The sequence below is a fragment of the Hydrogenoanaerobacterium sp. genome (assembly GCF_032017025.1).
GTDB lineage: Bacteria > Bacillota > Clostridia > Oscillospirales > Ruminococcaceae > Hydrogenoanaerobacterium.
Map to the genome: position 1 here is coordinate 58457 of NZ_DALZQO010000013.1, position 23432 is coordinate 81888.

Annotated in this window: 22 protein-coding genes and 1 other annotated feature; all 22 genes read left to right on the forward strand. The window is 47.7% G+C overall.

What is annotated here, in order from left to right; translation table 11 throughout:
• Nucleotides 1–1452 (forward strand): DHHA1 domain-containing protein (locus tag RTV33_RS09355; protein ID WP_312643687.1); only part of this gene is annotated, 1452 nt, incomplete at its 5' end.
• Between the two features lie 90 nt (nt 1453–1542).
• Nucleotides 1543–3738 (forward strand): bifunctional (p)ppGpp synthetase/guanosine-3',5'-bis(diphosphate) 3'-pyrophosphohydrolase, encoded by a 2196-nt coding sequence (locus tag RTV33_RS09360; RefSeq protein ID WP_312643688.1) that lies wholly within the window; start codon nt 1543–1545, stop codon nt 3736–3738.
• A gap of 56 nt (nt 3739–3794) precedes the next feature.
• Nucleotides 3795–4262, forward strand: coding sequence for a D-aminoacyl-tRNA deacylase (gene dtd / locus RTV33_RS09365; protein WP_312643689.1), 468 nt, complete (start codon nt 3795–3797; stop codon nt 4260–4262).
• 42 nt (nt 4263–4304) lie between these two features.
• Nucleotides 4305–4952 (forward strand): MBL fold metallo-hydrolase, encoded by a 648-nt coding sequence (locus tag RTV33_RS09370; RefSeq protein ID WP_312643691.1) that lies wholly within the window; start codon nt 4305–4307, stop codon nt 4950–4952.
• Nucleotides 4936–6426, forward strand: coding sequence for a coproporphyrinogen dehydrogenase HemZ (gene hemZ, locus RTV33_RS09375; protein WP_312643692.1), 1491 nt, complete (start codon nt 4936–4938; stop codon nt 6424–6426). The genes RTV33_RS09370 and hemZ overlap by 17 nt, the downstream gene beginning before the upstream one ends.
• A gap of 96 nt (nt 6427–6522) precedes the next feature.
• On the forward strand, nt 6523–6957 hold the full coding sequence (locus RTV33_RS09380) for a zinc ribbon domain-containing protein (protein WP_312643694.1): 435 nt from the start codon (nt 6523–6525) through the stop codon (nt 6955–6957).
• A gap of 135 nt (nt 6958–7092) precedes the next feature.
• Nucleotides 7093–8832 carry a polysaccharide biosynthesis protein gene (locus tag RTV33_RS09385; RefSeq protein WP_312643696.1) on the forward strand — a complete coding sequence of 580 codons (1740 nt, stop codon included), beginning with the start codon at nt 7093–7095 and terminating at the stop codon, nt 8830–8832.
• Nucleotides 8833–8913: 81 nt separating this feature from the next.
• The gene (mazG, locus tag RTV33_RS09390) at nt 8914–9684 is read left to right on the forward strand and encodes a nucleoside triphosphate pyrophosphohydrolase (protein ID WP_312643725.1); all 771 of its coding nucleotides are present in this window, start codon (nt 8914–8916) and stop codon (nt 9682–9684) included.
• 30 nt (nt 9685–9714) lie between these two features.
• Nucleotides 9715–10008 (forward strand): HU family DNA-binding protein, encoded by a 294-nt coding sequence (locus tag RTV33_RS09395; protein ID WP_278320597.1) that lies wholly within the window; start codon nt 9715–9717, stop codon nt 10006–10008.
• A 115-nt stretch (nt 10009–10123) separates the two neighbouring features.
• Nucleotides 10124–10366, forward strand: coding sequence for an RNA-binding S4 domain-containing protein (locus tag RTV33_RS09400; protein WP_312643697.1), 243 nt, complete (start codon nt 10124–10126; stop codon nt 10364–10366).
• An 89-nt stretch (nt 10367–10455) separates the two neighbouring features.
• Entirely contained in the window at nt 10456–10740 is a 285-nt protein-coding gene (gene yabP / locus RTV33_RS09405; RefSeq protein WP_312643699.1) for a sporulation protein YabP, read from the forward strand.
• A gap of 33 nt (nt 10741–10773) precedes the next feature.
• On the forward strand, nt 10774–11364 hold the full coding sequence (gene yabQ, locus RTV33_RS09410) for a spore cortex biosynthesis protein YabQ (RefSeq protein ID WP_312643701.1): 591 nt from the start codon (nt 10774–10776) through the stop codon (nt 11362–11364).
• On the forward strand, nt 11318–11611 hold the full coding sequence (locus tag RTV33_RS09415) for a septum formation initiator family protein (RefSeq protein ID WP_312643703.1): 294 nt from the start codon (nt 11318–11320) through the stop codon (nt 11609–11611). The genes yabQ and RTV33_RS09415 overlap by 47 nt, the downstream gene beginning before the upstream one ends.
• Nucleotides 11612–11650: 39 nt before the next feature.
• Nucleotides 11651–12088 carry a S1 RNA-binding domain-containing protein gene (locus RTV33_RS09420; protein ID WP_312643704.1) on the forward strand — a complete coding sequence of 146 codons (438 nt, stop codon included), beginning with the start codon at nt 11651–11653 and terminating at the stop codon, nt 12086–12088.
• 60 nt (nt 12089–12148) lie between these two features.
• Nucleotides 12149–13303, forward strand: a complete 1155-nt coding sequence (locus RTV33_RS09425; RefSeq protein WP_312643706.1) for an amidohydrolase — start codon at nt 12149–12151, stop codon at nt 13301–13303.
• A 189-nt stretch (nt 13304–13492) separates the two neighbouring features.
• Nucleotides 13493–14020: a ribosome hibernation-promoting factor, HPF/YfiA family gene (gene hpf, locus RTV33_RS09430; protein ID WP_312643708.1), complete on the forward strand. Its 528-nt coding sequence runs from the start codon at nt 13493–13495 to the stop codon at nt 14018–14020.
• Nucleotides 14021–14295: 275 nt separating this feature from the next.
• A complete protein-coding gene (locus RTV33_RS09435; RefSeq protein ID WP_312643709.1) occupies nt 14296–15435 on the forward strand; it encodes a class I SAM-dependent RNA methyltransferase in 1140 nt (379 codons plus the stop codon).
• 198 nt (nt 15436–15633) lie between these two features.
• On the forward strand, nt 15634–18195 hold the full coding sequence (locus RTV33_RS09440) for a heavy metal translocating P-type ATPase (protein WP_312643711.1): 2562 nt from the start codon (nt 15634–15636) through the stop codon (nt 18193–18195).
• Between the two features lie 12 nt (nt 18196–18207).
• A complete protein-coding gene (locus RTV33_RS09445) occupies nt 18208–18471 on the forward strand; it encodes a metal-sensing transcriptional repressor (protein ID WP_312643713.1) in 264 nt (87 codons plus the stop codon).
• Between the two features lie 97 nt (nt 18472–18568).
• Nucleotides 18569–18811 (forward strand) — a binding site (T-box leader).
• A gap of 100 nt (nt 18812–18911) precedes the next feature.
• Nucleotides 18912–20579: an AMP-binding protein gene (locus RTV33_RS09450; RefSeq protein ID WP_312643715.1), complete on the forward strand. Its 1668-nt coding sequence runs from the start codon at nt 18912–18914 to the stop codon at nt 20577–20579.
• Nucleotides 20580–20769: 190 nt separating this feature from the next.
• A complete protein-coding gene (locus RTV33_RS09455; protein ID WP_312643717.1) occupies nt 20770–22428 on the forward strand; it encodes a protein kinase domain-containing protein in 1659 nt (552 codons plus the stop codon).
• A gap of 35 nt (nt 22429–22463) precedes the next feature.
• On the forward strand, nt 22464–23273 hold the full coding sequence (locus RTV33_RS09460) for a sugar phosphate isomerase/epimerase family protein (RefSeq protein ID WP_312643719.1): 810 nt from the start codon (nt 22464–22466) through the stop codon (nt 23271–23273).
• Nucleotides 23274–23432: the final 159 nt, after the last annotated feature.

A 23432-nucleotide genomic window follows, 5' to 3' on the forward strand; every position in this document is an offset into this window, starting at 1 on the left:
GTGGGTGTTGTGTTTAAGCTGATCTGTGCGCTTGAGGGCGGCGACGGTATCGAGTTGCTTGATTATTACGGCGACCTGACCTGTATCGGCACCATTGCGGATATCGTTTCGCTCACCGGTGAAAACCGAACCATTGTCCGCTACGGCTTAGAACGCCTGCAATACACCGATAACGTAGGCCTGCGCGCTTTGTTGGAGGTTTCGGGTCTGCTCGATAAGCGCATTACCTGTGAGAATGTCGGCTTTATTTTGGCACCGCGCATCAATGCGGCGGGCAGAATGGGCTTTACACAAAAGGCTGTCGACCTGCTGCTGTGTGAGGATGAGGAGGAAGCACTGGAGCTTGCCGCCTTGATTACCGAGCAGAATAAGGCTCGGCAGGAAATAGAAGCAAAAATTCTCAAAGATATTTCCTCGGAAATAGCGAAAACCCCCGGAATACTGTATGAACGTTTACTCGTGCTTTCCGGCGAGGGGTGGCACCATGGCATTATTGGCATTGTCTGCTCTAAAATAATGGAGCGCTATGCGAAACCATGTCTGCTCATCTCGGTTGACGGGGATGAGGCGCGCGGCTCGGGCAGAAGCATTGAGGGCTTCTCGCTTGTGGATGCAATTGCGAAATGCGGTAAGCACCTTACCCGTTACGGCGGCCATACGCTGGCTGCGGGCTTTTCGCTGAATACTGTACAGATAGCCAATTTTAAAGAACAACTGCTTACAGACGCTAAGAATGACTTTGATTCAATGCCTGTCATGGCCGTAAAAATTGACCGTGAGCTTTCTCCGCAGGAGCTTACGGTTGACAATCTGAAAAAGCTTACGGTTCTTGAGCCGTTTGGTACAGACAATGAAACGCCTGTGTTTGCTGTGCTTGGGGCGCAGATTGAGGCTATTTACCCTATGGGCAGCGACGGCGGGCATATTCGCATTCGCTTGCGCAAGGACGGACAAAGCTTTTATGCAGTTTATTTTGGTATGTCGCAGGAGCGTTTTGCCTACGCTGTGGGTGATACTATTGATATCGCTGCCAACTGTGATGTAAATGTATATAACAACGAGGAGCGCGTTTCGGTAAAAATCAAAACGATACGCCCAACGGGCATTAATCAGGCCCCACTGTTTGATGGGGTACAGCAGTACGACCGCTATCGTCGCCGCGAAGGCTGGAGTGAAGAGACAAGGGAGCGCAATGTGCCCACACGCAACGATATCGCGGTGATTTACCGTTGGCTACGCGAACAAAAGGGCTATAGCGGTGACCTTGAGGTGCTGTACTGCAAGTTGGCGCCGCAGCAAATTGGCTATTGTAAGCTGCGGCTGGCTCTCGATGTGATGGCGGAGATGGGGCTGATTCGTTGCCTACATACAAAATTTGGTGTTGCTATTACACTTTGCGCAGTAAACGGCAAGATCGACCTGGAACAATCTAAGATTTTGCAAGCATTATAACTGCATTTGTTGCTCGGTGCATGGCCAGGTAAAAGGATAATACCATGCCCGAGAAGCCAGCAGGGGCGCCCCTGCAAGGAGGAAAGATGAATGAGCGACAGAGACAAAAGCGAAATAGAGGCATTTGAAGGTTTGCTTGCTACAATAGAAAAAACCGGAAAGCAATACGATGTGGAGTGTATTGCGCGCGCTTATGAGACTGCCAAAGAGGCACATAAGGGGCAGCGCAGGGTTTCGGGTGAGCCTTATGTCATGCACCCGGTTCATGTTGCCGAAATTCTGGTGCAGCTGGGTATGGATACCGACACCATTGTAGCAGCGCTTCTGCATGATGTGGTGGAAGACACCTCCATGACGCTGGAAATGCTGGAGAAACAGTACGGCAAGGACGTTGCTCTGCTGGTGGACGGCGTGACAAAGCTGGGCAAGATTCCGTTTTCGTCACGAGAGGAGCAGCAGGCTGAGAATGTGCGCAAAATGCTGCTTGCTATGGCAAAAGATGTGCGCGTTATTATTATCAAGCTGGCAGATAGGCTGCATAATATGCGTACAATCTCCGTTATGCCCGACCAGAAGCGCCGTGACAAATCGCTTGAAACAATGGAGGTTTACGCTCCGCTTGCTCATCGTCTGGGTATCCGCGCAGTTAAGGAAGAACTGGAGGATATTGCACTAAAATACCTTGATCCTATCGCCTATGAAGAGATTGAACACATGCTCGATCTGAAAAAGGATGAACGCAGCCAATTTATAGAGCACATTAAAGCGCGCATTAATCAACGCGTGGTGGAAGAGGACGGCAAAAAAATTCACCTTGAAGGCAGAGTAAAGAGCATTTACGGCATCTACCGCAAGGTGTACATGAACGGCAGAAGCATGGACGAAATCTACGACATCTACGCAGTGCGTGTAATTGTGGATACAGTAATTGAGTGTTACAATATTTTGGGTATTGTTCATGATATGTTCCGTCCCATCCCCAACCGGTTTAAAGATTATATTTCCACCCCCAAGCCCAACATGTACCAGTCCCTGCACACCACGGTTATCGATAAAGAGGGCATCCCCTTTGAAATACAGATTCGTACTTGGGATATGCACTACACCGCCGAATACGGCATTGCGGCCCACTGGAAATACAAGGCGGGCGTCTCTGGTAAAGATAAGTTGGAGGAGCGCCTTGCATGGGTGCGCCAGCTATTGGAGGTACAGCAGGAATCGGAGGATATTGAGGACATTGTCCGCTCCATCAAAACCGACCTTGCCCCCGAAGAGGTATTTGTATTTACTCCACGCGGTGACGTTATTTGTCTGCCTGCGGGTGCTATCGTCATCGATTTTGCATATGCCATTCACACCGCGGTTGGCAACCGTATGGTTGGTGCCAAGGTGGACGGGCGTATGGTGAGCATTGATTATCAGGTGAAAACCGGAAACATTGTTGAGGTGCTCACTTCCAAAAGCCTCACGCAAGGCCCCAGCCGCGATTGGCTTAAGCTGGTGAAGACAAGTGAAGCACGCAATAAAATTCGTTCGTGGTTTAAAAAAGAGCGCCGTGACGAAAACATTGCAGAGGGTAAAACCGAGTTGGAGCGCGAGTTTAGGCGCAACTATATCAACCTGCCCGATGCCGAGATGAAAGAATTTATAAGTTCCATTGCCAAACGCCAGCACTTCCCCAGTATTGAGGATTTTATGGCGGCAATTGGTTACGGAGGCATCTCGCTTTCCCGCATCATGCCGCGCATCAAAGATGATTTTCAGCGTACCTACCGTGCGCCTGAGGTTGACCCCAAAACGATAGTCAAACCGAAAAAAGATAAAAAAGGGCAAAGCGGCGTTATTGTGGAGGGGCTGGACAGCTGCCTTGTTAAGTTCGCCCGCTGCTGCAACCCGCTGCCCGGCGACGATATCGTAGGCTTTGTAACACGTGGTTTTGGTGTTTCCATCCATAAACGCGACTGTGTCAACGTGCTTGCATCAATGCAGGATGAGGCTCAGCGCGACCGTTGGGTGCGTACTCACTGGGCGGAATCAGTTAAAGAGACGTTTAAATCGACCATTGAAATTTACGCTACCGATCGACAAGGGCTTATTGCAGATATCAGCATCGCTCTTGCAAACATGCACATTCAAATGCATTCTCTCAATGCCCGTGAAGCAAAAGACAGTCATGTTGTCATCCAAATTACACTGGGTATTTCGGGTGTTGATCAGCTCTCCAACATTATCAATACCTTTGGCAAAATCTCGGGTGTAATCTCGGTGGAAAGGGCGACCCAGTAAGCAGAGCTATCACAGACCGGAGGAAAATATCCGAACACAGCAGACAGGAGTATAGAATGAAAGCGGTTTTGCAGCGAGTAACGCATTCGAGCGTTGCCATAGAAAATGAGATTGTCGGTGAAATTGGGCAGGGCATCATGCTACTGCTCGGTATCACTGAGGAGGACACCAAAAAAGAATGTGATTTTCTTGCCGAAAAAGCGGTGAACCTGCGCATCTTTGAAGATGAAGATGGGAAGATGAATCGCAGCCTGCTCGACATCGGCGGTGAAATGCTTATAGTTTCGCAATTCACCTTGTGTGCAGATTGCAGAAAAGGCAGGCGCCCGTCGTTTATTGCGGCGGCACGCCCCGAAAAAGCAATACCGCTGTATGAGCACTTTATTGCAAAAATAGGCGAGCGGGGTATTAAAACCGCAACCGGAAGATTTGGTGCCGATATGATGGTTTCCATTAAAAATGACGGCCCGGTTACCATTGTTTTAGATACAAATGATATTATGGCGGGTGCCGCGCGCGGGTAATCCGCAGGCGGCAGTAAGCCGGTTTATGAAGGAGTGAATGATATGAAAATCGAATCCCTTGTGCTCGGTGAGCTTGAGACCAACTGTTATATCGTATCAAGCGATATTGGCAGCTGTGCAATTATTGACCCCGCGTCCGACGCGGAAACGATTATCAAGTTCATCGAGAACCGCGGCTATACGCCCGAATATATTCTCATTACCCATCCGCATCATGATCATATCGGTGCAGTAAAGCAGCTGCAGGCACATTACGGTGCAAAAGTAGTCATCAGCAGCATCGACTACAAAATCATTCTTGACCCCATGCCGATGTATGGCAAGCGCTATATCTGGAAGATGATGGACAAACTGTTTAGTGCCGACCGGCTCGTAGAAGATGGCGACGAGGTTGTGATGGATGAAATTACCTTTCAGGTGCTTCTCACTCCCGGCCATACCGCGGGTGGCGTGTGTTATTTATGTGGTAACCAGCTGTTTTCGGGCGATACCCTGTTTGCAGGCAATGTTGGTCGCTGCGACCTTTACAGCGGCGATTTTAATGCAATGCTGCACTCGGTTGACCGCCTCGCGGCGTTGCCCGGTGACTATGAAGTTCGCCCGGGCCACGGTGATTCCACCACTATGGAGCAGGAACGCAGGCAGAATGAATATATAGGAATGTTAAAACGCAATGAAGATTTTTATTGATGGGCACGATTATAAATATGAGGTAGAATCGCTGGTGCGCATGTTTTTTCACGGTAAAGAGTTACCGGTGGAAACAGGTGAGCCCAATACGAACGAGGATTTTATCTATACCAAGGTTGTGAAGGGCGAGGCCTCAACGGAACTGCTGGTGGCGGTAAGTTTAGACGGCAGCAGTGAAAATGCATGCGATACGGTGTGCAACAGCTTGCCCAACTACGACGCCGAGTGTGAACGTGTATTTGCTGTCATGCTCTACCGTATCCTCACCCCCATGACGGGTATTCAGCTTAAATGGGGTGTGCTCACAGGCATTCGCCCGGTTAAATTTGTACACCGCTTTCATGAGCAGGGGCTAAGCGACGATGAAATAAGGCGCACGCTTGCAGAAAAATACTTGGTATCACCGCAGAAAATAGACCTGATGATGAACACCGCGCGGCGGGAAGCACAGGTGCTCAAGCTATCTAAGCCGAACTTCTACAGCCTGTACATCTCCATTCCTTTTTGTCCTACGCGCTGCCTTTACTGTTCGTTTGTGTCGCATTCTATCGAAAAAACAAAAAAATTAATGCCGGAATATGTCGACCTCCTCGTTCGTGAAATCGAGTATACTGCACAGGTGCTCGGAAGAATTGACGGCTTGCAGCTCGAGACCATCTATTTCGGTGGCGGCACGCCCACGGCGCTTACCGCCGACCAGCTGCGCCAGGTGATGGGGGCGGTGAACAAATGCTTTGATTTTCCGTCGGTGCGCGAATACACGGTCGAGGCCGGGCGCCCCGATACCATCACCGAGGAAAAATTGCGTGTGCTTAAGGAATACGGTGCAACACGCATCAGCATTAATCCGCAGACCATGAACGACAGCGTACTGGATGCCATTGGCAGGAGGCATACCACGCAGCAAACGGTGGATGCATTTCACCTTGCACGAAAAATGGGGCACACCAACATTAATATGGATTTGATTGCAGGGTTGCCCACTGACACAGTGGAAAGTTTTTGTTCTACACTCGATCAGGTGTTGGGGCTTAACCCCGAAAACATTACACTGCATACCCTTTCGGTAAAACGTGCCGCCACCCTTGCCGATCAAGCAGACAAGGCTTACCGTGCTCAGAGCGAGGCAGTTACACAGATGCTCGGCTATGCATCCGAAAGCTTTGGAGCGGCGGGGTATCACCCGTATTACCTCTACCGTCAAAAGAACACGGTGGATAATATGGAAAATGTAGGCTATTGTAAGAATGGCAGCGAGGGACTGTATAACGTCTATATCATGGATGAAACGCACTCCATTGTAGCGCTCGGTGCGGGCGGTGTTTCTAAGCTGAAAGAGCCGGGTGGTGAACTCATCAACCGTGTATTTAATTATAAATACCCCTATGAGTATATCAGCCGTTTTGATGAAATTCTCGCCCGTAAAAACAAAATAGCCGAGTTTTATGCTGTTCATCCCTTCGATTGTAAATAATTCAAGAATTCTATGGTGCATCTATTGCATCGCCTGTAGCGGTAGCATATAATAATGGCATCATAACAACACAAGATCTGACAGGAGGATATCAGTATGGATACATTTGACGAATTCCTCGGCAAGGCTAAAAATCTGGTGGATTTGGCGGGTAAAAAAACAGGTGAGGCGGTTGAGCTGGCAAAACTAAAGATGAGCCGCATGCAGCTTAACGGTGAGATTCAAAAAACCTATGAGAAGCTGGGTGCATTTGTTTACAAATTTCATAAATCCGGCGAAGACAATCAGGAACTCATCGATATCTGTGTTGGTGAAATTGACAGCTTGCTGGTACAGCTTGATGCAATCGCGAGTAAAATCAACGAGATTAGAAGCTCGGTAAAATGTCCTCAGTGCGGCGCATTAAACGATGAAGAGTCGATCTACTGTGCAAAATGCGGTGCAAAAATGGCAATGGAGCCGGCTACTGAACCAATCTATGCAGATGCACCTGCAGAAGAACCCGCGGCAGAAACGCAAACAGAAGAGTAATACATAAAAAGTTTAAAAAAAGGGCACCCAAGCGGTGCCTTTTCTCATATCTATCAGAAAACTGTAAATCATAAACAGTAGGCGCACTTCATAACATAAAAGGAAGAATATATTGACGAAAAGGGGAGTGCCTGCATGTCAGCCAAAAAGAAACAGACATTTTTGCAGGGCGCCATGATTTTGTTGGCTGCTACCGTGTTGGTAAAGGTGATTGGCGTACTGTTTAAAATGCCCCTCACAAATATCATTGGTGCAACCGGTATGGGCTATTTTAATATAGCGTACGGGCTCTTCAACACACTGTATGCGCTGTCTGTAGCCGGGCTCCCTGTGGCAGTCGCCAAGATGGTGGCGGAAAACTCGGCAGCGCACCGCTTTCGCGACGTACGCCGTATTCATCACCTTTCTACACTGGCCTTTCTCATAACAGGCTCGCTCGGTACGCTTATTATGTTTTTTGGTGCAAAGCCATATGTCCAGTTTAACAAGAACCAAGATGCACTTTATGCCGTTGCTGTTATGGCTCCCGCCATCCTGTTTGTTTGCCTTACATCATCGTTTCGCGGCTACTATGAGGGGCTGCGCAATATGTACCCCACTGCGGTGTCTCAGGTTGTTGAGGCAGCAGGCAAGCTGGTTTTCGGCATGTGGTTTGCAACCTATATGATGCAGAAGGGCTTAGCGGAATATGAGCAGCTAGGCACTGTATTTGGCAGAGCCTGTGCAAGCATGGAACGTGCGCGCCTTGATGTGCTGCCGTTTGCGGCGGCGGGTGCAATTGCAGGTATTGCTGCAAGCACCATTCTGGGTACGCTGTACCTGTGGCTGCGGCACCATATTGTTGGGGATGGTATTACGCACGAAGAGCTGCAGCGTTCACCTGAGGCGGCAAGCAGACGTGTGTTGATGCGTCGGCTGATACGCATTGCCGTACCGGTTTGCCTTGGCTCACTGGTGCTCAACATTACAACCATCATCGATATCAGCTCTATCACAAACCGCCTTTCTACGGCACTTACTAAAGACTCCACAGTGATTCTGGGCATGTACAGCGGTGCCATTCCCCCCGCGATGGAAATTTCGGGGATACCGAACTTTCTCTATGGTACCTATACCATGGCGGTTACGATCTTTAATCTGGTGCCCGCCATTACCACCACCTTTGGCGTTAGTGCATTGCCCATTATTGCAAGCGCATGGGCCACCCATAACCGCCATGAGCTTACCCGCGGGATTGAATCGGTGCTGCGCATTACTTCTATGGTGGCATTTCCCGCCGGCTGCGGGTTATTTGCGCTTGCGCAGCCGATTCTCATGCTGCTTTACCCGGGGGAAGCAGCCTCGGTGCAGATCGCTGTTCCTATGTTGCGTATCCTTGGCATTGCGGTAATGTTTGTTTCGCTTGCAACGCCGGTTAACAGCATGCTGCAGGCAATCGGTAAAGTAAATGTGCCTGTAAAGCTTATGCTCATTGGCGGCGTGCTCAAGCTAACCACAAATTACATTTTTATCGCAGACCCTAACATCAACATTCAGGTCGCCCCTTACGGTACGCTCATTTGTTACGCATTTATACTGCTTTTTTCGGTACCGATCCTATGCCGCTCTGCACAAACCTCAATCAGCTTGGTGCAAACTTTTTTTAAGCCGCTTTTGGCTGCTGTTCTGTGCGGAATCTGTGCTTGGGTGACCTACGGGTTGCTTACAAAAGTGTTTGGAGAAACCCTCTCAACCCTTGCTGCAATCACAATTGCAGGTGTTTTTTATGTTGTTTGCCTGTTTTTATTGCATGCAATCGTAAAAGATGATATTTTAATGCTTCCCAACGGCGAAAAAATCGTAAAAACACTTGAAAAAAGAGGACTGATAAGGTAATATAATAGGAGTTCCTTTTTGGGGGAAAGAATTTAGGTGAACAAATTGGCACTTGATTTTACAGTAAAAAATCGGTACAATATGCAGGATTTGATTCGTATTATGAAGATTCTGCGATCCGATGAGGGCTGTCCGTGGGACAGGGAGCAAACGCACCAGTCAATCCGCAAAAACTTTGTAGAAGAAACTTATGAGGTTTGCGAAGCGATTGATACACAAGATGTGGAGCTACTCAAAGAAGAACTGGGTGATGTTCTGTTACAAATCGTGTTCCACACCGAGATGGAACAGGAACAGGGAGCCTTTGATTTTGATGATGTCTGTACCGGTATCTGCAAAAAACTTGTTCTTCGCCATCCGCATATCTTTTCGGATGTCAAAGTAAATGATTCAGCTGAAGTTTTGCAAAACTGGGATGCCATTAAGAAAAAAGAAAAAGGACAGGAAAGCTTTGCACAGACATTACAGGGTGTTTCTAAGGCGTTGCCGTCGCTTATGCGTAGCGCAAAGGTTCAGCAGCGCGCGGCGCGTGCAGGTTTCGATTATCCCAATGTTCAATGGGCAATGATAGATTTACGCAGCGAAGTTGAGGAGCTAAGTGAGGCGATTGCACAGCAAGACAAAGCGAATTGCGTCGAGGAGCTTGGCGACCTGCTGTTTTCAGCGGTAAATGTAGCACGGTTCATTGGTACAGATGCAGAGGAAAGCCTGTCACAATCCTGCGAAAAATTTATTGCGCGTTTTGCAAAGGTAGAAGCACTGGCAAATGAGCAGGGGATTGACATGAAATCCTCATCTATTGAGGAATTGGATAAGCTTTGGAAAAAAGCAAAAATGTTAGCAACAGATTAGATTACCAAGTCTGTTTCAATAATTCTTAAAATAACGGAGGCTATTAAAATGACAAAGACAGATCTGATTAGCATGGTTGCCCAGAAAGCAGATTTAACAAAGAAAGACAGCGAGAAAGCTGTTACAGCGGTTATTGACACTATTACAGAGGCTCTTGTGAATGGTGATAAAGTTCAGCTGGTTGGCTTTGGCACCTTTGAAGTAAAAGTTCGCGGTGAGAGAATGGGCATTAATCCCAGAACAAAAGAGAAAATGAAGATTTCTGCATCCAAACTGCCTTCCTTCAAAGCAGGTAAAGCTCTGAAAGATTCTGTTGCAAAATAGTTTTAGCGCACAATTTGAATAGCTTTTAAAATGGGAGTGCGTCGCTGCATTCCCATTTTTTTGATACAATGGAATAAATTGGACTCCGGTTATTTGTTTTAAAAGGAGGATAACAATGCGTCTCGATAAATATTTAAAAATAACACGGCTTATCAAACGCCGCACCATTGCAAACGAGGCCTGCGATGCGGGCAGAATTTCAGTAAACGGCAAGGTGCAGCGTGCCTCTTACGATGTCAAGGAAAACGATATTATCGAAATTAATCTCGGCACAAGGCCGCTCAAGGTGCGTGTTCTTAAGGTAAGTGAATATGCCACCAAAGAAAATGCTTCTACTCACTATGTCGTAGTGGAATAACGACGGCAAACGGTGCAGCTTGTCATAAATCCACTTGCCCGGGCATACGCTGTATGGATAGTGAAACCATCATACAGGGGGAATTGAAGATGCCTGAGGATAAAAAATTAGTTAAAATGCCGCACAATGTTATTTTGGAAGATCGCCACAAACTCACCGTTTCGGGTGTTGAAGATATCGACAGCTTTGATGAAGAAACGGTGGTGCTGTTCACCGATATGGGTGAGCTCACGGTCAAGGGTGATAGCCTGCATATCAACAAGCTGAATGTCGATACGGGCGAGCTGAATGTCGAAGGCGAAATACACTCCCTTATCTATACCAACGACGTACCGCGGCGCGGCGGCGGGCTGTTTGCGCGTCTGTTTCGTTAATCGAAAACAAGCAGCGTCGTAGGAGGCTAGGGAATGATCGAGGTAAACACCCAGACCATCGTGTTTTTGCAGTCCCTTGCGCTTGGTTTTGCGCTGGGCTTGTTTTATGATGTGTTTCGCATATTTCGACTTGCAATTCATCACAGCAGTGTTATTATCTTTCTGGAGGATATCTCCTATTTTGTGATTTGTGCGATTATTACATTCCTGTTCTCGCTTTCTGCGGTGAACGGGCATGTGCGCGTGTTTCTGGTAATTGGCGAGCTGCTCGGCGCCACAATTTATTATTTTTCGTTGGGTGCGCTGGTCATGAGTGTTTCCAAAATAATTATTCGCTTTATGAAAGCTTTACTAAGGCTGCTTTACCGCGTGTTCCTGCGCCCGTTTATACGCCTTTTTATTTGGTTAGCACGCAAAACTGGTAAAATTACCAATAAAATGGCTGTTAACGCAAAAAAAGTTCGTGCAAAAGCGAAATATAGCTTGAAACAGCGCGGCATTTTAGTGTATAATTTATGTGTTAAGCGGATTCATCGCGGTAAGCAGCAAGGGAAGATAAAAAGAGGTGATGCGCCCGATGCGAAAGGCAAAAGAAAAAAAGAACGGCAAAGCAAGATTGCTTAAATTTGCTGTTTGCGTGTTTGTGGTGTATGTTGTCTATATGATGATCCAACAGCAGTTTGACATCAAAGACCGCCAGCTCGAACTTGCCATGCTGCAGCAACAAGTGGACCAGCAACGGCTGGAAAACAAAGAAATTGAGCGGTTGCTTGCGAGTGATAACGAAGAATATGTCGAGCGCCTTGCCAAGGATGAATACGGCTATGCATATCCTGATGAGACAATTTACATAGACACGTCAGGGAGCTGACCAAAGGACATAGAATTTTAAGGAGGCCAATGTTTTCATATGCAGCTTGAAGTAGGAAAAATTGTGGAGGGCAAAGTGACCGGAATTACAAAATTCGGTGCGTTTGTCGAGTTGCCCGGAGGAAAAACCGGAATGGTTCACATTTCAGAGGTTGCAACTACCTATGTGAATGAAATTTCCGATTATATCAAAGAGAATCAGATGGTAAAGGTCAAAGTTCTGTCTATTTCTCCGGAAGGCAAGGTGAGCCTATCCATTAAAAGAGCATTGCCACCAACACCGCCACCGCCAAGACGCGACGGTCCAAGGGTAGACAGCTTCGATTGGTCTTCTTCCCGCAAGAACGATAACATGTCCTTTGAAGATATGATGAACAAATTTAAGCAGGCCAGCGATGACAAAATGTCTGATCTGAAAAAGTATACCGATGTCAAGCGCGGCACCGGCAACGGTGGCCGCAGGAGCGGTCAAAGATAATTTAAAACAGATTGAAGCGTCTGATTCAGACGCTTCATTTTCTTATCAAGGAGAGAAGCTATGGTTATCATAAACGGTAAAATTTTTACAATGGTGGGTGAGCCTATCGCCTGCGGTTATGTCCGTACCGAGGGGACTAAAATTGCTGAGGTAGGTGATATGGCAGATTATAAGCCTATAAAGGGTGAAGAGGTGCTTGAGGCGGCAGGCGCGGGCATTTACCCCGGCTTTGTGGATGCACACTGCCATATCGGTATGTGGGAAGATTCGCTGGGCTTTGAAGGAGATGACGGAAACGAGGATACCGACCCTTGTGTGCCGCACCTGCGCGCCATTGATGCGATTAACCCCATTGAACGCAGCTTTTCTGAGGCATTGGAGGGCGGGGTGACCACAGTTGTGGTTGCACCCGGCAGTGCAAACCCCATTGCGGGGCGTATCTGCGCGCTGAAAACCAAGGGCTGCTGCATCGATGATATGGTGATTAAAGAAAACCTCGCAATGAAATTTGCACTGGGTGAAAACCCAAAGCTGACCTATCACGCCAAAGGACAAACGCCTACCACCAGAATGGCAACCGCAGCTCTTATCCGCGAGCAGCTAGCCAAAACCCGCCGCTATATGGAGGATAAAGAGGCAGCCGAGGAGGATGAAGATCTGGACGAGCCGGAGTTTGATTTCAAGTGCGAGGCGCTGATTCCGCTGCTTAGGCGCGAAATTAGGGCGCATATCCATGCACACCGTGCCGATGACATCTGTACGGCAATGCGCATTTGCAGGGAGTTTGACATTGACTATGTGCTCATTCACTGCACAGACGGGCACGCCCTTGCACCGCGCCTTGCCAACGCACATGCTAGTGCTGTGGTAGGGCCGCTCATCAACTCGCGTACAAAGCCCGAGCTTGCGGGGCAGACGCTCGACAACCCCGCCGTGCTCTCAAAAAACGGGGTGAAAACCGCCATCTGTACCGACCACCCCGAGCTCCCTATCCAGTACCTCACGCTTTCCGCCGGTATTGCAGTTCGCGGAGGGATGCCCTATGACGAGGCACTCAAAGCGATTACCATTTATCCTGCTCAAATCTGCGGCATTGACGACCGTGTCGGCAGCATCGAGGTTGGTAAGGACGCAGATTTGGTTCTGTTTTTTGGTGATCCGCTCTCGGTCTACGCAAAGCCAAAACTGGTTATCATAAACGGGGATGTAAAATAGCCTCTACCACCGCTTGTATTTTTGCATAGATTGTGGTATAATAGATACAAGATATTTATGCAAGTTCAATACTGCTATTTGTAGCGGAAGTGTGCGTCAAAGTGTTTACGCACAAATTCTTGTCCGACCTTCCGGCGGACGTTGTCCGCTTTCCGAAAGGGATATTCAAATAGATAAGGGGCTGAAGTTATGAACATTACCATTACTGCGAGAAAGACTACTGTAAGAGATTCCTTTAAGGAGCGCTGCGAGAAAAAGCTAGGCAAACTGGACCGTTTCTTCTCAGACGATGCAAAGGCAACAGTTGTCGTTACCAATGAGCATGAGCGCGAAACTGTCGAGGTAACAATACAATCACAGGGAATGTTCTTCCGCTGCGAGAAAACTACCGCAGACAGGCTCGATTCGCTTGATGCAGTCGTTGATAGCCTATTCCGCCAGATTGTAAAAAACAAGCAAAAGCTTGGCAAACGTGTACGTGATGAGGCGTTTACTTCCTCGGAGGTAGATCTGCTTGAACAGGATGTTGCTGAATATCACGTGGTGAAGATTAAAAAATTCCCCATGAAGCCTATGGCAATTGATGAAGCGATTCTGCAAATGAATATGTTGGGGCACGAATTTTATATGTTCCGCAATTGCGAAGATAATGAGATCAACGTTGTCTATAAACGTAACAATGGAGATTACGGTTTGATTGAACCCAAAATCGAGTAACCGGCGGCTTCGCTTTACAGCGATTCCATTTACAAAACGGAATTGCTTGCATACCCAAAGGGTACGCTGTTACAGCATAGGCTTTGGTGAGCTGTTTTTACGGCAGCTGCCAATGTCTCCTTTCCCAGTAATCAACTGGAAAAGTCATAGATGATTGTATGCTTTGTACGGTTTTCGTTGCATTTGCAGCGAAAACCGTACTTTATGTCATAGAACAAGACTATACGCCGGCAGGTTTGAAACAAAATCTGCCCTACCGAATTAGGAGTTGAACCATGAGTAAAATTAAGATTGCCTGTCCTTGCATCTTCGGGTTAGAAAGTGTACTTTCTGCGGAGATAAAAAAACTGGGAGTTCAAAACATCGAGGTTACCGACGGGAAGGTCACCTTTGTGGGGGATCTCGCCGACGTGGCAAAAGCAAACATCTGGCTGCGAACCGCCGAGCGCGTACAGATTGTATTGGGTTCGTTTCGTGCGGAAAGCTTTGAAGAGCTATTTCAGGGTGTGCTGTCCCTCGATTTTGAAAACTACATCCGTAAGGATGATGCATTCCCTGTTAAGGGCTGGGCACTTAATTCTAAGCTGCACAGTATTCCCGATTGCCAATCAATCATAAAAAAAGCGATTGTCAAACGGCTTGAAAGCAAATACAATCAAAGCTGGTTCGAAGAAACAGGAAGCAGAGTGCAGGTGCAATTCTCTATATTAAAAGATATTGTCACCGTTTTGCTCGATACCAGCGGCGCGGGGCTTCATAAACGCGGCTACCGCCAAAATTCGAATATTGCCCCAATTAAAGAGACTTTAGCGGCAGGCATCGTTGACCTGGCGCGCATTCGAAACGACAGTTTGGTGTACGATCCGTTCTGTGGTTCGGGCACGATGCTGATTGAAGCAGCACTGTATGCGCTCAATATTGCGCCCGGTATCAACCGCCGTTTTGCTGCCGAGTATTGGGGTGTATTTTCAGACAATACTTTTAAAACAGTGCGTCAGGAAGCGTTGGAGCAGATTGACCGCCAGGCTGAATTCAGAGGCTACGGCTATGATATTGACCCCGCTGCGGTAGAACTGGCACAGGAAAATGCACGTAAAGCCGGAGTGGCGAACCGATTTCAGATTTCGCAGCAGGATATTTCCGATTTCCGAACCGATGAGCTTCGTGCTACTGTTCTCACCAACCCACCTTATGGTGAACGCATGCTTGAGGTTAAGGACGCGCAGAGAATCTATAAAACAATGGGCGAAGTGTTTGAACGCCGCAAGTTCCTCAACTACTATGTCATCAGCCCAGACGAGCAGTTTGAAGAACTGTTTGGTTCGGGGGCCGATCGCCGCCGAAAGCTTTACAATGGCATGATCAAGTGTCAGCTGTTTATGTACTTTAAGGGGCAGCCTGAAAACAAAGCTTAACCTACAATTAAACTGAATATAAAAACCGGAGACTGATAAAACAGCCTCCGGTTTTTATATTTGAAAAAGAAGGGTGGGGTATAATACTACATGTTACACAAAAAATATTAAAAGAAGCACTTGACAAATTTCTACTGTTGCAGTATGATATAGAAAAATACACTATACCCCTTGGGGGGTGTATAGAAAGGAAACAGTATGAACCAAAAATTTAATGTAACAGGAATGACCTGTTCCTCATGCTCTGCACATGTTGAAAAAGCGGTTACAAAGCTTGAGGGAGTACACAGTGTTAATGTTAACCTGCTTGCCAATAATATGACAGTAGATTACGACGAAGCCTTAGCCAGTGCAGCAATCATTGAGAGGGCGGTTGCAGACGCGGGCTACGGGGCGTCGGTACACAACGCAAAATCTACTGACCGTGAAAAAGCAAAACCCGATGATACAATGGCACAGGAGCTTGCCAACATGAAGCTCCGCACAATAGTGTCGTTTGTCTTTATGATTCCGTTGTTTTATCTTTCAATGGGGCATATGATGAATTGGCCTTTGCTCAACTTCTTTCTCGGGATGGAAAATGCGCTTACCTTCGCGTTTACACAGCTTTTACTCTGTTTGCCCATCGTATACGTAAATGAAAAATACTTCCGTGTGGGCTTTAAAACATTGTGGCGACGCTCACCGAACATGGATTCTCTGATTGCCATCGGTTCGACTGCAGCCATTGTTTATGGCATTTATGCGATCTACAAGATTGGCTGGGGTTTGGGACACGGTGATATGCATATGGTCCACACCTATTCGATGGATTTGTACTTTGAGACAGCCGCAATGATACTGGCGCTTATTACGCTGGGCAAATTTCTTGAGACACGCTCCAAGGGCAAAACCAGCGAGGCGATTACAAAACTGGTCAATCTGGCGCCTAAAACCGCATTGGTAGAGCGCGAAGGCATCGAAAGCGAAATACCTGTAGAAGATGTCGTCATCGGCGATATCATCATTGTAAAGCCCGGTCAGAGCATTCCGGTGGATGGCGTTATCACGGAGGGAGCTACCGCCGTCGATGAATCCGCACTCACCGGCGAAAGTATCCCCGTCGAAAAACAGGTGGGCGACAAGGTTACCGGTGCCTCCATCAACAAATCCGGCTTCTTCAAGTTTAAAGCCACAAAGGTAGGCGATGATACCGCCTTGGCACAAATCATCAAGCTGGTGGAGGAAGCAGGCGCGTCTAAAGCACCTATCGCCAAGCTTGCCGACAAGGTAAGCGGTGTATTTGTCCCCATTGTCATCGGTATTGCCATTCTCGCGGTCATTATCTGGCTGCTGGTTGGTGCTAGCTTTGAGTTTGCTATGTCCATCGGTATTGCGGTGCTGGTTATTTCCTGCCCGTGCGCACTCGGCCTGGCAACCCCTACCGCCATTATGGTGGGAACCGGAAAAGGTGCCGAGAACGGCATTTTGATTAAATCTGCCGAGGCGCTGGAAATTGCGCACAGCATCGATACCGTTGTTTTGGATAAAACCGGTACCATTACGGAAGGCAAGCCGCGCGTAACCGATATTGTATGTGCCGACGGCTTGCAGGCAGATAATAGGGAAAACGAGCTGATTCGTCTGGCTGCATCCATTGAGAAACCGTCGGAGCACCCGCTTGCTGATGCCATTGTGGAGGAAGCAGCAAACCGCGGACTAGAGCTTAGCAAGGCAGATAGCTTTACCGCACTTGCGGGCAGAGGACTGGACGTTGAGCTGGACGGCATACACTACTTCGCAGGTAACCTCAAGCTGATGCAAGAACAAAACGTCGCACTCGGCAACTTCTCCGCTGCGGCAGACGCACTTGCATCCGATGGAAAAACGCCGCTTTACTTCGCGCGGGGCAACCAGTTGCTCGGCATCATTGCGGTAGCAGATGTTATCAAACCCACCAGTCGTGACGCGGTGCAGGAATTTGGTAATCTCGGTATCGAGGTTGTAATGCTCACAGGTGATAATGCTAAGACGGCGCAGGCGATTCAAAAGCAGGTTGGCATTACCAACATCATTGCTGAGGTGCTGCCGCAGGATAAAGAGCGCGAGGTGCGCCGTCTGCAAGAAATGGGCAAAAAGGTTGCCATGGTCGGCGACGGCATCAACGACGCACCCGCCCTGGCACGAGCCGATGTGGGTATTGCCATTGGCGCCGGTACCGACGTAGCAATTGAGTCGGCCGATATCGTACTAATGCGCAGCGACCTGTTGGATGCGGTATCAGCCGTACAGCTTTCAAAGGCGACCATCCGTAATATCAAGCAAAACCTGTTCTGGGCGCTGATCTACAATACAATCGGTATCCCCTTGGCGGCGGGCGTGTTTTTCACCCTGCTGGGCTGGAAGCTCAACCCGATGTTTGGCGCTGCCGCTATGAGCTTATCCTCGGTGTGCGTGGTAACCAATGCACTGCGCCTCAAGCTGTTTAAGCCTAAATTCCATCACAGTTCCAAAGCTATTCCCACTGGGAATTCAGTAAAAAATATAAAAATAGAACAAGGAGAGAAAATAATGACTAAGACGATTCATATTGAGGGCATGTCCTGTTCCCATTGCACAGGCAGAGTTGAGCAGGTGCTCACCGCATTCCCGGAGGTAGAAAGCGCAGTGGTAAGCCTAGAGGGTAAAAACGCAGTGGTATCACTGAAAAAAGATGTGCCCGACGCTGTACTCACCAAACTGATTACCGATGCGGGCTACACCGTAATAGGAATTCAATAAGGGAGGAAGCCGATGAAAGCGGATAGAGCAAAGGTGATACGGCTGCTGAAAACAGCGCGCGGTCAGCTTGACGGAATACTAAAAATGGTGGACGACGACCGCTACTGCATCGATATTGCCAACCAAATTCTTGCTACCGAATCGATTCTGCACAAGGTAAGCCGCGAGGTGCTTCGCGCCCACATGCGCGACTGCGTAAAAGAGGCGGTGCAGGCGGATAATGCCGACGAAAAGATCGATGAGATCCTCTGCCTTGTTGATAAAATTTCCAAGTAAAGCATAAACGCTTCGGCGAGGCCTACTGCGAAGCTTACAAATTGTACTTGACAACTCTGTCAAAGCTTGCTAATATAATATCATTGCAAAATAATAAGTTAACACGATGACAGGGAATAGTAACTGAAGTTGTTTCTCACAGAGAGCTGCAGGTGCTGAAATGCAGCAGAAATTACCCGGTGAACTCACCCCCGAGTGGTCAACCCAAAGGCTTTGTGCCCAGTAGGCTTGAACGGAATTTCCACCGATAGCAGGAAAGCGGGTCTGTTAGGACTCGGTAGAGTGGCACAATTTTGTGCAAACGAAGTGGTAACGCGGAAGTATGGCTTTCGTCTTCATTTATGAGGACGAAAGCCTTTTTTTGCGTATGCGCACCTGCAAATAAGCTGTTTCGCCTTCCGGGCCATCAAACGAAATTAGAAATGCAGGAGGTTTTGCTTGTGAATGAGTTAATATCCATTACAGTGGGCAAGCAGCTCGAAAAAGTAGCACGTAAATATCCAAACGATCAGGCGATTAAATACACCGATCGGGAGTACACCCGTACATGGAAAGAGTTTAACGAGGAGTGCGACCGGGTGGCAAAAGGGCTTTTGGCATTAGGGATACGCAAGGGTGACAAAATTGCAATTTGGGCAACCAACGTGCCCGAATGGCTGATTATTTTGTTTGCTTCGGCTAAAATTGGTGCAATTTTGGTTACCGTCAACACCAGCTACAAGGTGTTTGAGGTTGAATACCTGCTGCGTCAGTCTGACACCAAGGCTTTGGTTCTAATTGATGGCTTTAAGGATGCCGACTATGTTGACATTATAAACGAGATTTGTCCTACTCTGGCGGGCAGTGCGCCCGGTGAATACAAAGACCCTATGCTGCCGTTTCTCAAAACCGTTATCTATGCAGGCAGCAAAGAGACTCCACCGGGTATGCTGCACTGGAATGAACTGTTCCATGTCGGCAAAAAGATCAGCGACGACAGCCTGTATATGATCGGTGATGCGCTCGACCCGCAGGATGTCATCAACATGCAGTATACCTCGGGTACTACAGGTTTCCCCAAGGGTGTTATGCTCACACATTTTAATATTATAAACAACGGCAAATCCATTGGCGACTGCATGAACTTTACCCATGACGACAAGCTGTGCATAACCGTTCCGTTTTTCCATTGCTTTGGTCTGGTGCTTGCAATTATGGCGTGCTTAACACATTCCTCGTCCATGGTTCCCATAGATGCCTACAGCCCCATTAAGGTGATGAATGCCCTACAGAATGAGCAATGCACCGCTTTTCACGGCGTACCTACTATGTACATTGGCATACTGGAGCATCCCGAGTTCAAAAACTATAGCTTTCCCCGCCTGCGCACCGGCATTATGGCGGGCTCTCCTTGCCCCGTCAAGGTGATGCAGCAGGTTGTCGATGAAATGGGTATGCATGAGGTTACCATCTCCTACGGTCAAACCGAGGCATCACCCGTGTGTACAATGACCACCACGACCGATTCCATTGAGCGCCGTGTTTCTACTGTGGGTAAGACAATGCCATTTGTCGAAGCAAAAATTGTCGACCCCGAAACAGGTGCAGAGCTGCCCTGCAACACACCCGGCGAGTTCTGCTCACGTGGCTACAACACCATGAAGGGTTACTATAAGATGGAAGAAGCCACCGCACAGGCGATTGATAAAGACGGTTGGCTGCATTCGGGCGATATTGCCACCATGGATGAACATGGTTACTTCAAGATTACAGGACGCATTAAGGATATGATTATCCGCGGTGGCGAAAATATTTACCCCAAAGAGCTTGAAGAGTTCCTCTACACCCACCCCGCAGTCTCAGACGTACAGGTCATTGGTGTGCCGAGTGACCGCTATGGGGAAGAGATTATGGCATGTATCATTCTGAAAGAAGCTGCCAGTATCACCGAGGATGAGATCAAAGCGCATGTACGCGCACATATGGCGCGTCATAAGGTACCGAGCTATGTCCGCTTTATGGATAGCTTTCCGATGACTGCAAGCGGTAAAATACAAAAGTTCAGAATGCGTGAAAATGCAATTGAAATGTTAAATTTGCAAAATGCCGCTGCCATTGAAACTGCTTAAATTCTCAATTTGTGCAATTTACACGTTAATTTCATAAAAAATTGCTTCCGATTAAGGTTTTTCATAGTTGGCAAAAAAATTAAGAAAATGGTATACTAATAAAATAGGTTACTTATACTTAATTTTAGATTTTTAAATTGATAAACTACTATGATATAATAAAACTCTATAATCGGGAGTGTGAATAGGTTTGACAAATAGTGATAAGCAGAGGCTTTGTGTAGGATGCATGTCCGCTTTGGCAAGCGAGGGGAAATGTCCTCATTGCGGTTACCAGAGCAGCAAGTATTTTAGCAGAGAGTTTCTGCCGCCCCGTACCGAACTAGCCGGGCGCTACCTTGTTGGTAAGCTGCAGCGGCATAACGGTGAGGGCGCATCCTACATCGGGTATGATCTTGAGGAGGATCTCAAGATTATGATCAGCGAATATCTGCCGCTTACGCTGGCAAGCCGAAATGAATCAGACGGCAGCGTTACTGCAAAGAACGGCAGGGAAGCACAGTTCAAAGCTTTGCGCGATGATTTTATGGAAAATGCGCGGCTTATTCGGCAGTTATGCGAAAAAGCAGCCGGTATTATGCCTGTACTTGATATTTTTGCTGAAAATGGAACAGCCTATGTGATCTACCGCTACATACAAGCTGTGCCCTTAGCCGAATATCTGCTCGAAAACGGTGGCGAAATCAGCTGGCCGCTGGCAAAGCCAATGATAATGCCGCTGCTGAAGACGCTTACCACTCTGCATCAAAAAGGTGCCATTCACCGCGGTATCTCACCCGAAACCTTGTTGGTTGACAGTAAGGGTAAGCTGTGGTTGTCAGGGCTTGGTGTTTCTGCAGTGCGAACCGGCTACAGTGAGCTGGATTGTGAATTGTTTGAGGGCTATGCTGCTCCTGAGCAATATGCTGCAAACGGCTGGCAGGGGACATGGACAGATGTTTATGCGGCCGGCGCGGTGCTTTACCGTATGCTTACCGGTACAATGCCGCTGTCTGCAGAAATTCGGAAACAAAAAGATTCGCTCTATCCCGCAAATATGTTAAATCATTCGATACCTGAGAATGTCTCCGACGCAATTGACAGTGCGATGCTGGTTGCAGCAGATAAGCGGACGCAAAATGTTGAAAAGTTGGTTGCAGGTCTGCTTGAAGCAACAGATTCCAATACCGCCATTTTTGATGCCAGAGAATATGGCAAAACGGAAGAGCCTGCCGAAAAGAGCAGACGCAAAGGAATTAGAGACTGGCCGTTTCCGCTGCGTGTAATGCTTTACACCTCGATAGCACTCGGCTCGGTTATGGTCATAGTCTATTTTGCCGTGATCAAGCCGTCGATGAACAAATCCACCGAATCGGTGCCGTCGTCTGATATGGAATCGTCATTGGATGAACCTTCAGAGCCAGAAACACAAGGCACGCCTGTACCAAATTTTTCGGGTCAGTTCTTGCAGAAGGTGATGAACAATCCGGAATATCAGGAAAAATATACGTTTATTGTTAAAGAAGAGTACAATGAGGATGATATTCCCGCGGGTGTTATTTACGACCAATCACCCTCAGCAGAGGTTCCAATGCTCAACAAGGGCTCGGTGATTTTATATGTCAGCAAGGGCTCGCAGGTTACAAAAATGCCCTATCTGGTGGGCAGCACGCTAGAGCTTGCACTGCGTACCCTTGAAAGCATGAATATTTATTATGACGTGATTACTCAAGAAGATGAAAATGCAGAACCGGGCCTGGTTATTAAAACCAGTCTTGAGCCCGGAGATAATGTTACCAAAGAGAAAGACGTGGTTTATCTTTATGTAAATAAAAAACCGGAGGAGGTTACCGATACCTCTGAGGAATAAACCACTGCCATCAAAAGAAACAGGAGGGAAACCCTATGAAATTAGCGTTCTCAACACTGGGATGTCCGGGATGGTCTTGGAATGAAATATTTGCAACTGCAAAGGATTTGGGTTTGGACGGCATTGAAGTCAGGGGTGTGGGCAAAGAGATGTACGCTCCCAAGGCAAAGCCATTTTTGCCCGAAAACATAGATGCAACCATACAGAAGAGCCAAAACGGCAATATTGAAATCAGCATGCTTACCTCGGGTGCTACGCTTGGCATAGGCAATGCCGAAGAGGCAATGGCAGAGGCCATGGATTATGTTGATCTTGCCGCAAAGCTTGGCGTGAAATACATTCGTGTGATGATTGCAAGCCACCCCGAGCCGGTAGAGGGTGAGGATTTGGAGCAGGGGAAGCTGCGGTACCAGCAGCTTTGCGAGTACGCAGCTTCTAAGAATGTTTCACCGCTGATTGAAACCAACGGCGAACTGGCCAGCTCTGAGGTGTTGCGCGAGTTTATGAGCGACATCACTGCCGAAAACGCAGGTGTTTTATGGGATATCCACCACCCTTATCGTTTTTTTGAGGAGCCCCCCGCCGAAACCTACGAGAATATTGGGCAGTGGGTAAAATACGTGCATGTCAAAGATTCCATTGGAGATGCAAACAATGTGCAGTACCGTATGATGGGCTATGGTAATGTTCCGGTGTTTGATACACTAAAGATTCTAAACGACCATGGCTATGAGGGCTTTGTTAGCCTTGAGTGGGTGAAACGTTGGAACCCCGATTTGCAGGAGCCGGGCATTGTATTTTCGCACTTTGTAAACTACATGCGCTACCTCATCAATCAGCTGTAATTTTGTGTGGGAGAAAAGACTTCCGCTGTATAGAAAAGCCTGTCAGCTTAAATCTAAGCTGACAGGCTTTTTGTTATCTCATAAAAAACAGAGCCATCCGCACATGAACTGACCCCAAAAAGTTAGACAAATATTTAATAAGAAAATTGTTCAAGCAAC

Bases quoted from the DNA above. Each gene is read 5' to 3' on its own strand.
- RTV33_RS09360 (WP_312643688.1), top strand. From the start codon at position 1,543: ATGAGCGACAGAGACAAAAGCGAAATAGAGGCATTTGAAGGTTTGCTT.
- dtd (WP_312643689.1), top strand. From the start codon at position 3,795: ATGAAAGCGGTTTTGCAGCGAGTAACGCATTCGAGCGTTGCCATAGAA.
- RTV33_RS09370 (WP_312643691.1), top strand. From the start codon at position 4,305: ATGAAAATCGAATCCCTTGTGCTCGGTGAGCTTGAGACCAACTGTTAT.
- hemZ (WP_312643692.1), top strand. From the start codon at position 4,936: ATGAAGATTTTTATTGATGGGCACGATTATAAATATGAGGTAGAATCG.
- RTV33_RS09380 (WP_312643694.1), top strand. From the start codon at position 6,523: ATGGATACATTTGACGAATTCCTCGGCAAGGCTAAAAATCTGGTGGAT.
- RTV33_RS09385 (WP_312643696.1), top strand. From the start codon at position 7,093: ATGTCAGCCAAAAAGAAACAGACATTTTTGCAGGGCGCCATGATTTTG.
- mazG (WP_312643725.1), top strand. From the start codon at position 8,914: ATGCAGGATTTGATTCGTATTATGAAGATTCTGCGATCCGATGAGGGC.
- RTV33_RS09400 (WP_312643697.1), top strand. From the start codon at position 10,124: ATGCGTCTCGATAAATATTTAAAAATAACACGGCTTATCAAACGCCGC.
- yabP (WP_312643699.1), top strand. From the start codon at position 10,456: ATGCCTGAGGATAAAAAATTAGTTAAAATGCCGCACAATGTTATTTTG.
- yabQ (WP_312643701.1), top strand. From the start codon at position 10,774: ATGATCGAGGTAAACACCCAGACCATCGTGTTTTTGCAGTCCCTTGCG.
- RTV33_RS09415 (WP_312643703.1), top strand. From the start codon at position 11,318: ATGCGAAAGGCAAAAGAAAAAAAGAACGGCAAAGCAAGATTGCTTAAA.
- RTV33_RS09420 (WP_312643704.1), top strand. From the start codon at position 11,651: ATGCAGCTTGAAGTAGGAAAAATTGTGGAGGGCAAAGTGACCGGAATT.
- RTV33_RS09425 (WP_312643706.1), top strand. From the start codon at position 12,149: ATGGTTATCATAAACGGTAAAATTTTTACAATGGTGGGTGAGCCTATC.
- hpf (WP_312643708.1), top strand. From the start codon at position 13,493: ATGAACATTACCATTACTGCGAGAAAGACTACTGTAAGAGATTCCTTT.
- RTV33_RS09435 (WP_312643709.1), top strand. From the start codon at position 14,296: ATGAGTAAAATTAAGATTGCCTGTCCTTGCATCTTCGGGTTAGAAAGT.
- RTV33_RS09440 (WP_312643711.1), top strand. From the start codon at position 15,634: ATGAACCAAAAATTTAATGTAACAGGAATGACCTGTTCCTCATGCTCT.
- RTV33_RS09445 (WP_312643713.1), top strand. From the start codon at position 18,208: ATGAAAGCGGATAGAGCAAAGGTGATACGGCTGCTGAAAACAGCGCGC.
- RTV33_RS09460 (WP_312643719.1), top strand. From the start codon at position 22,464: ATGAAATTAGCGTTCTCAACACTGGGATGTCCGGGATGGTCTTGGAAT.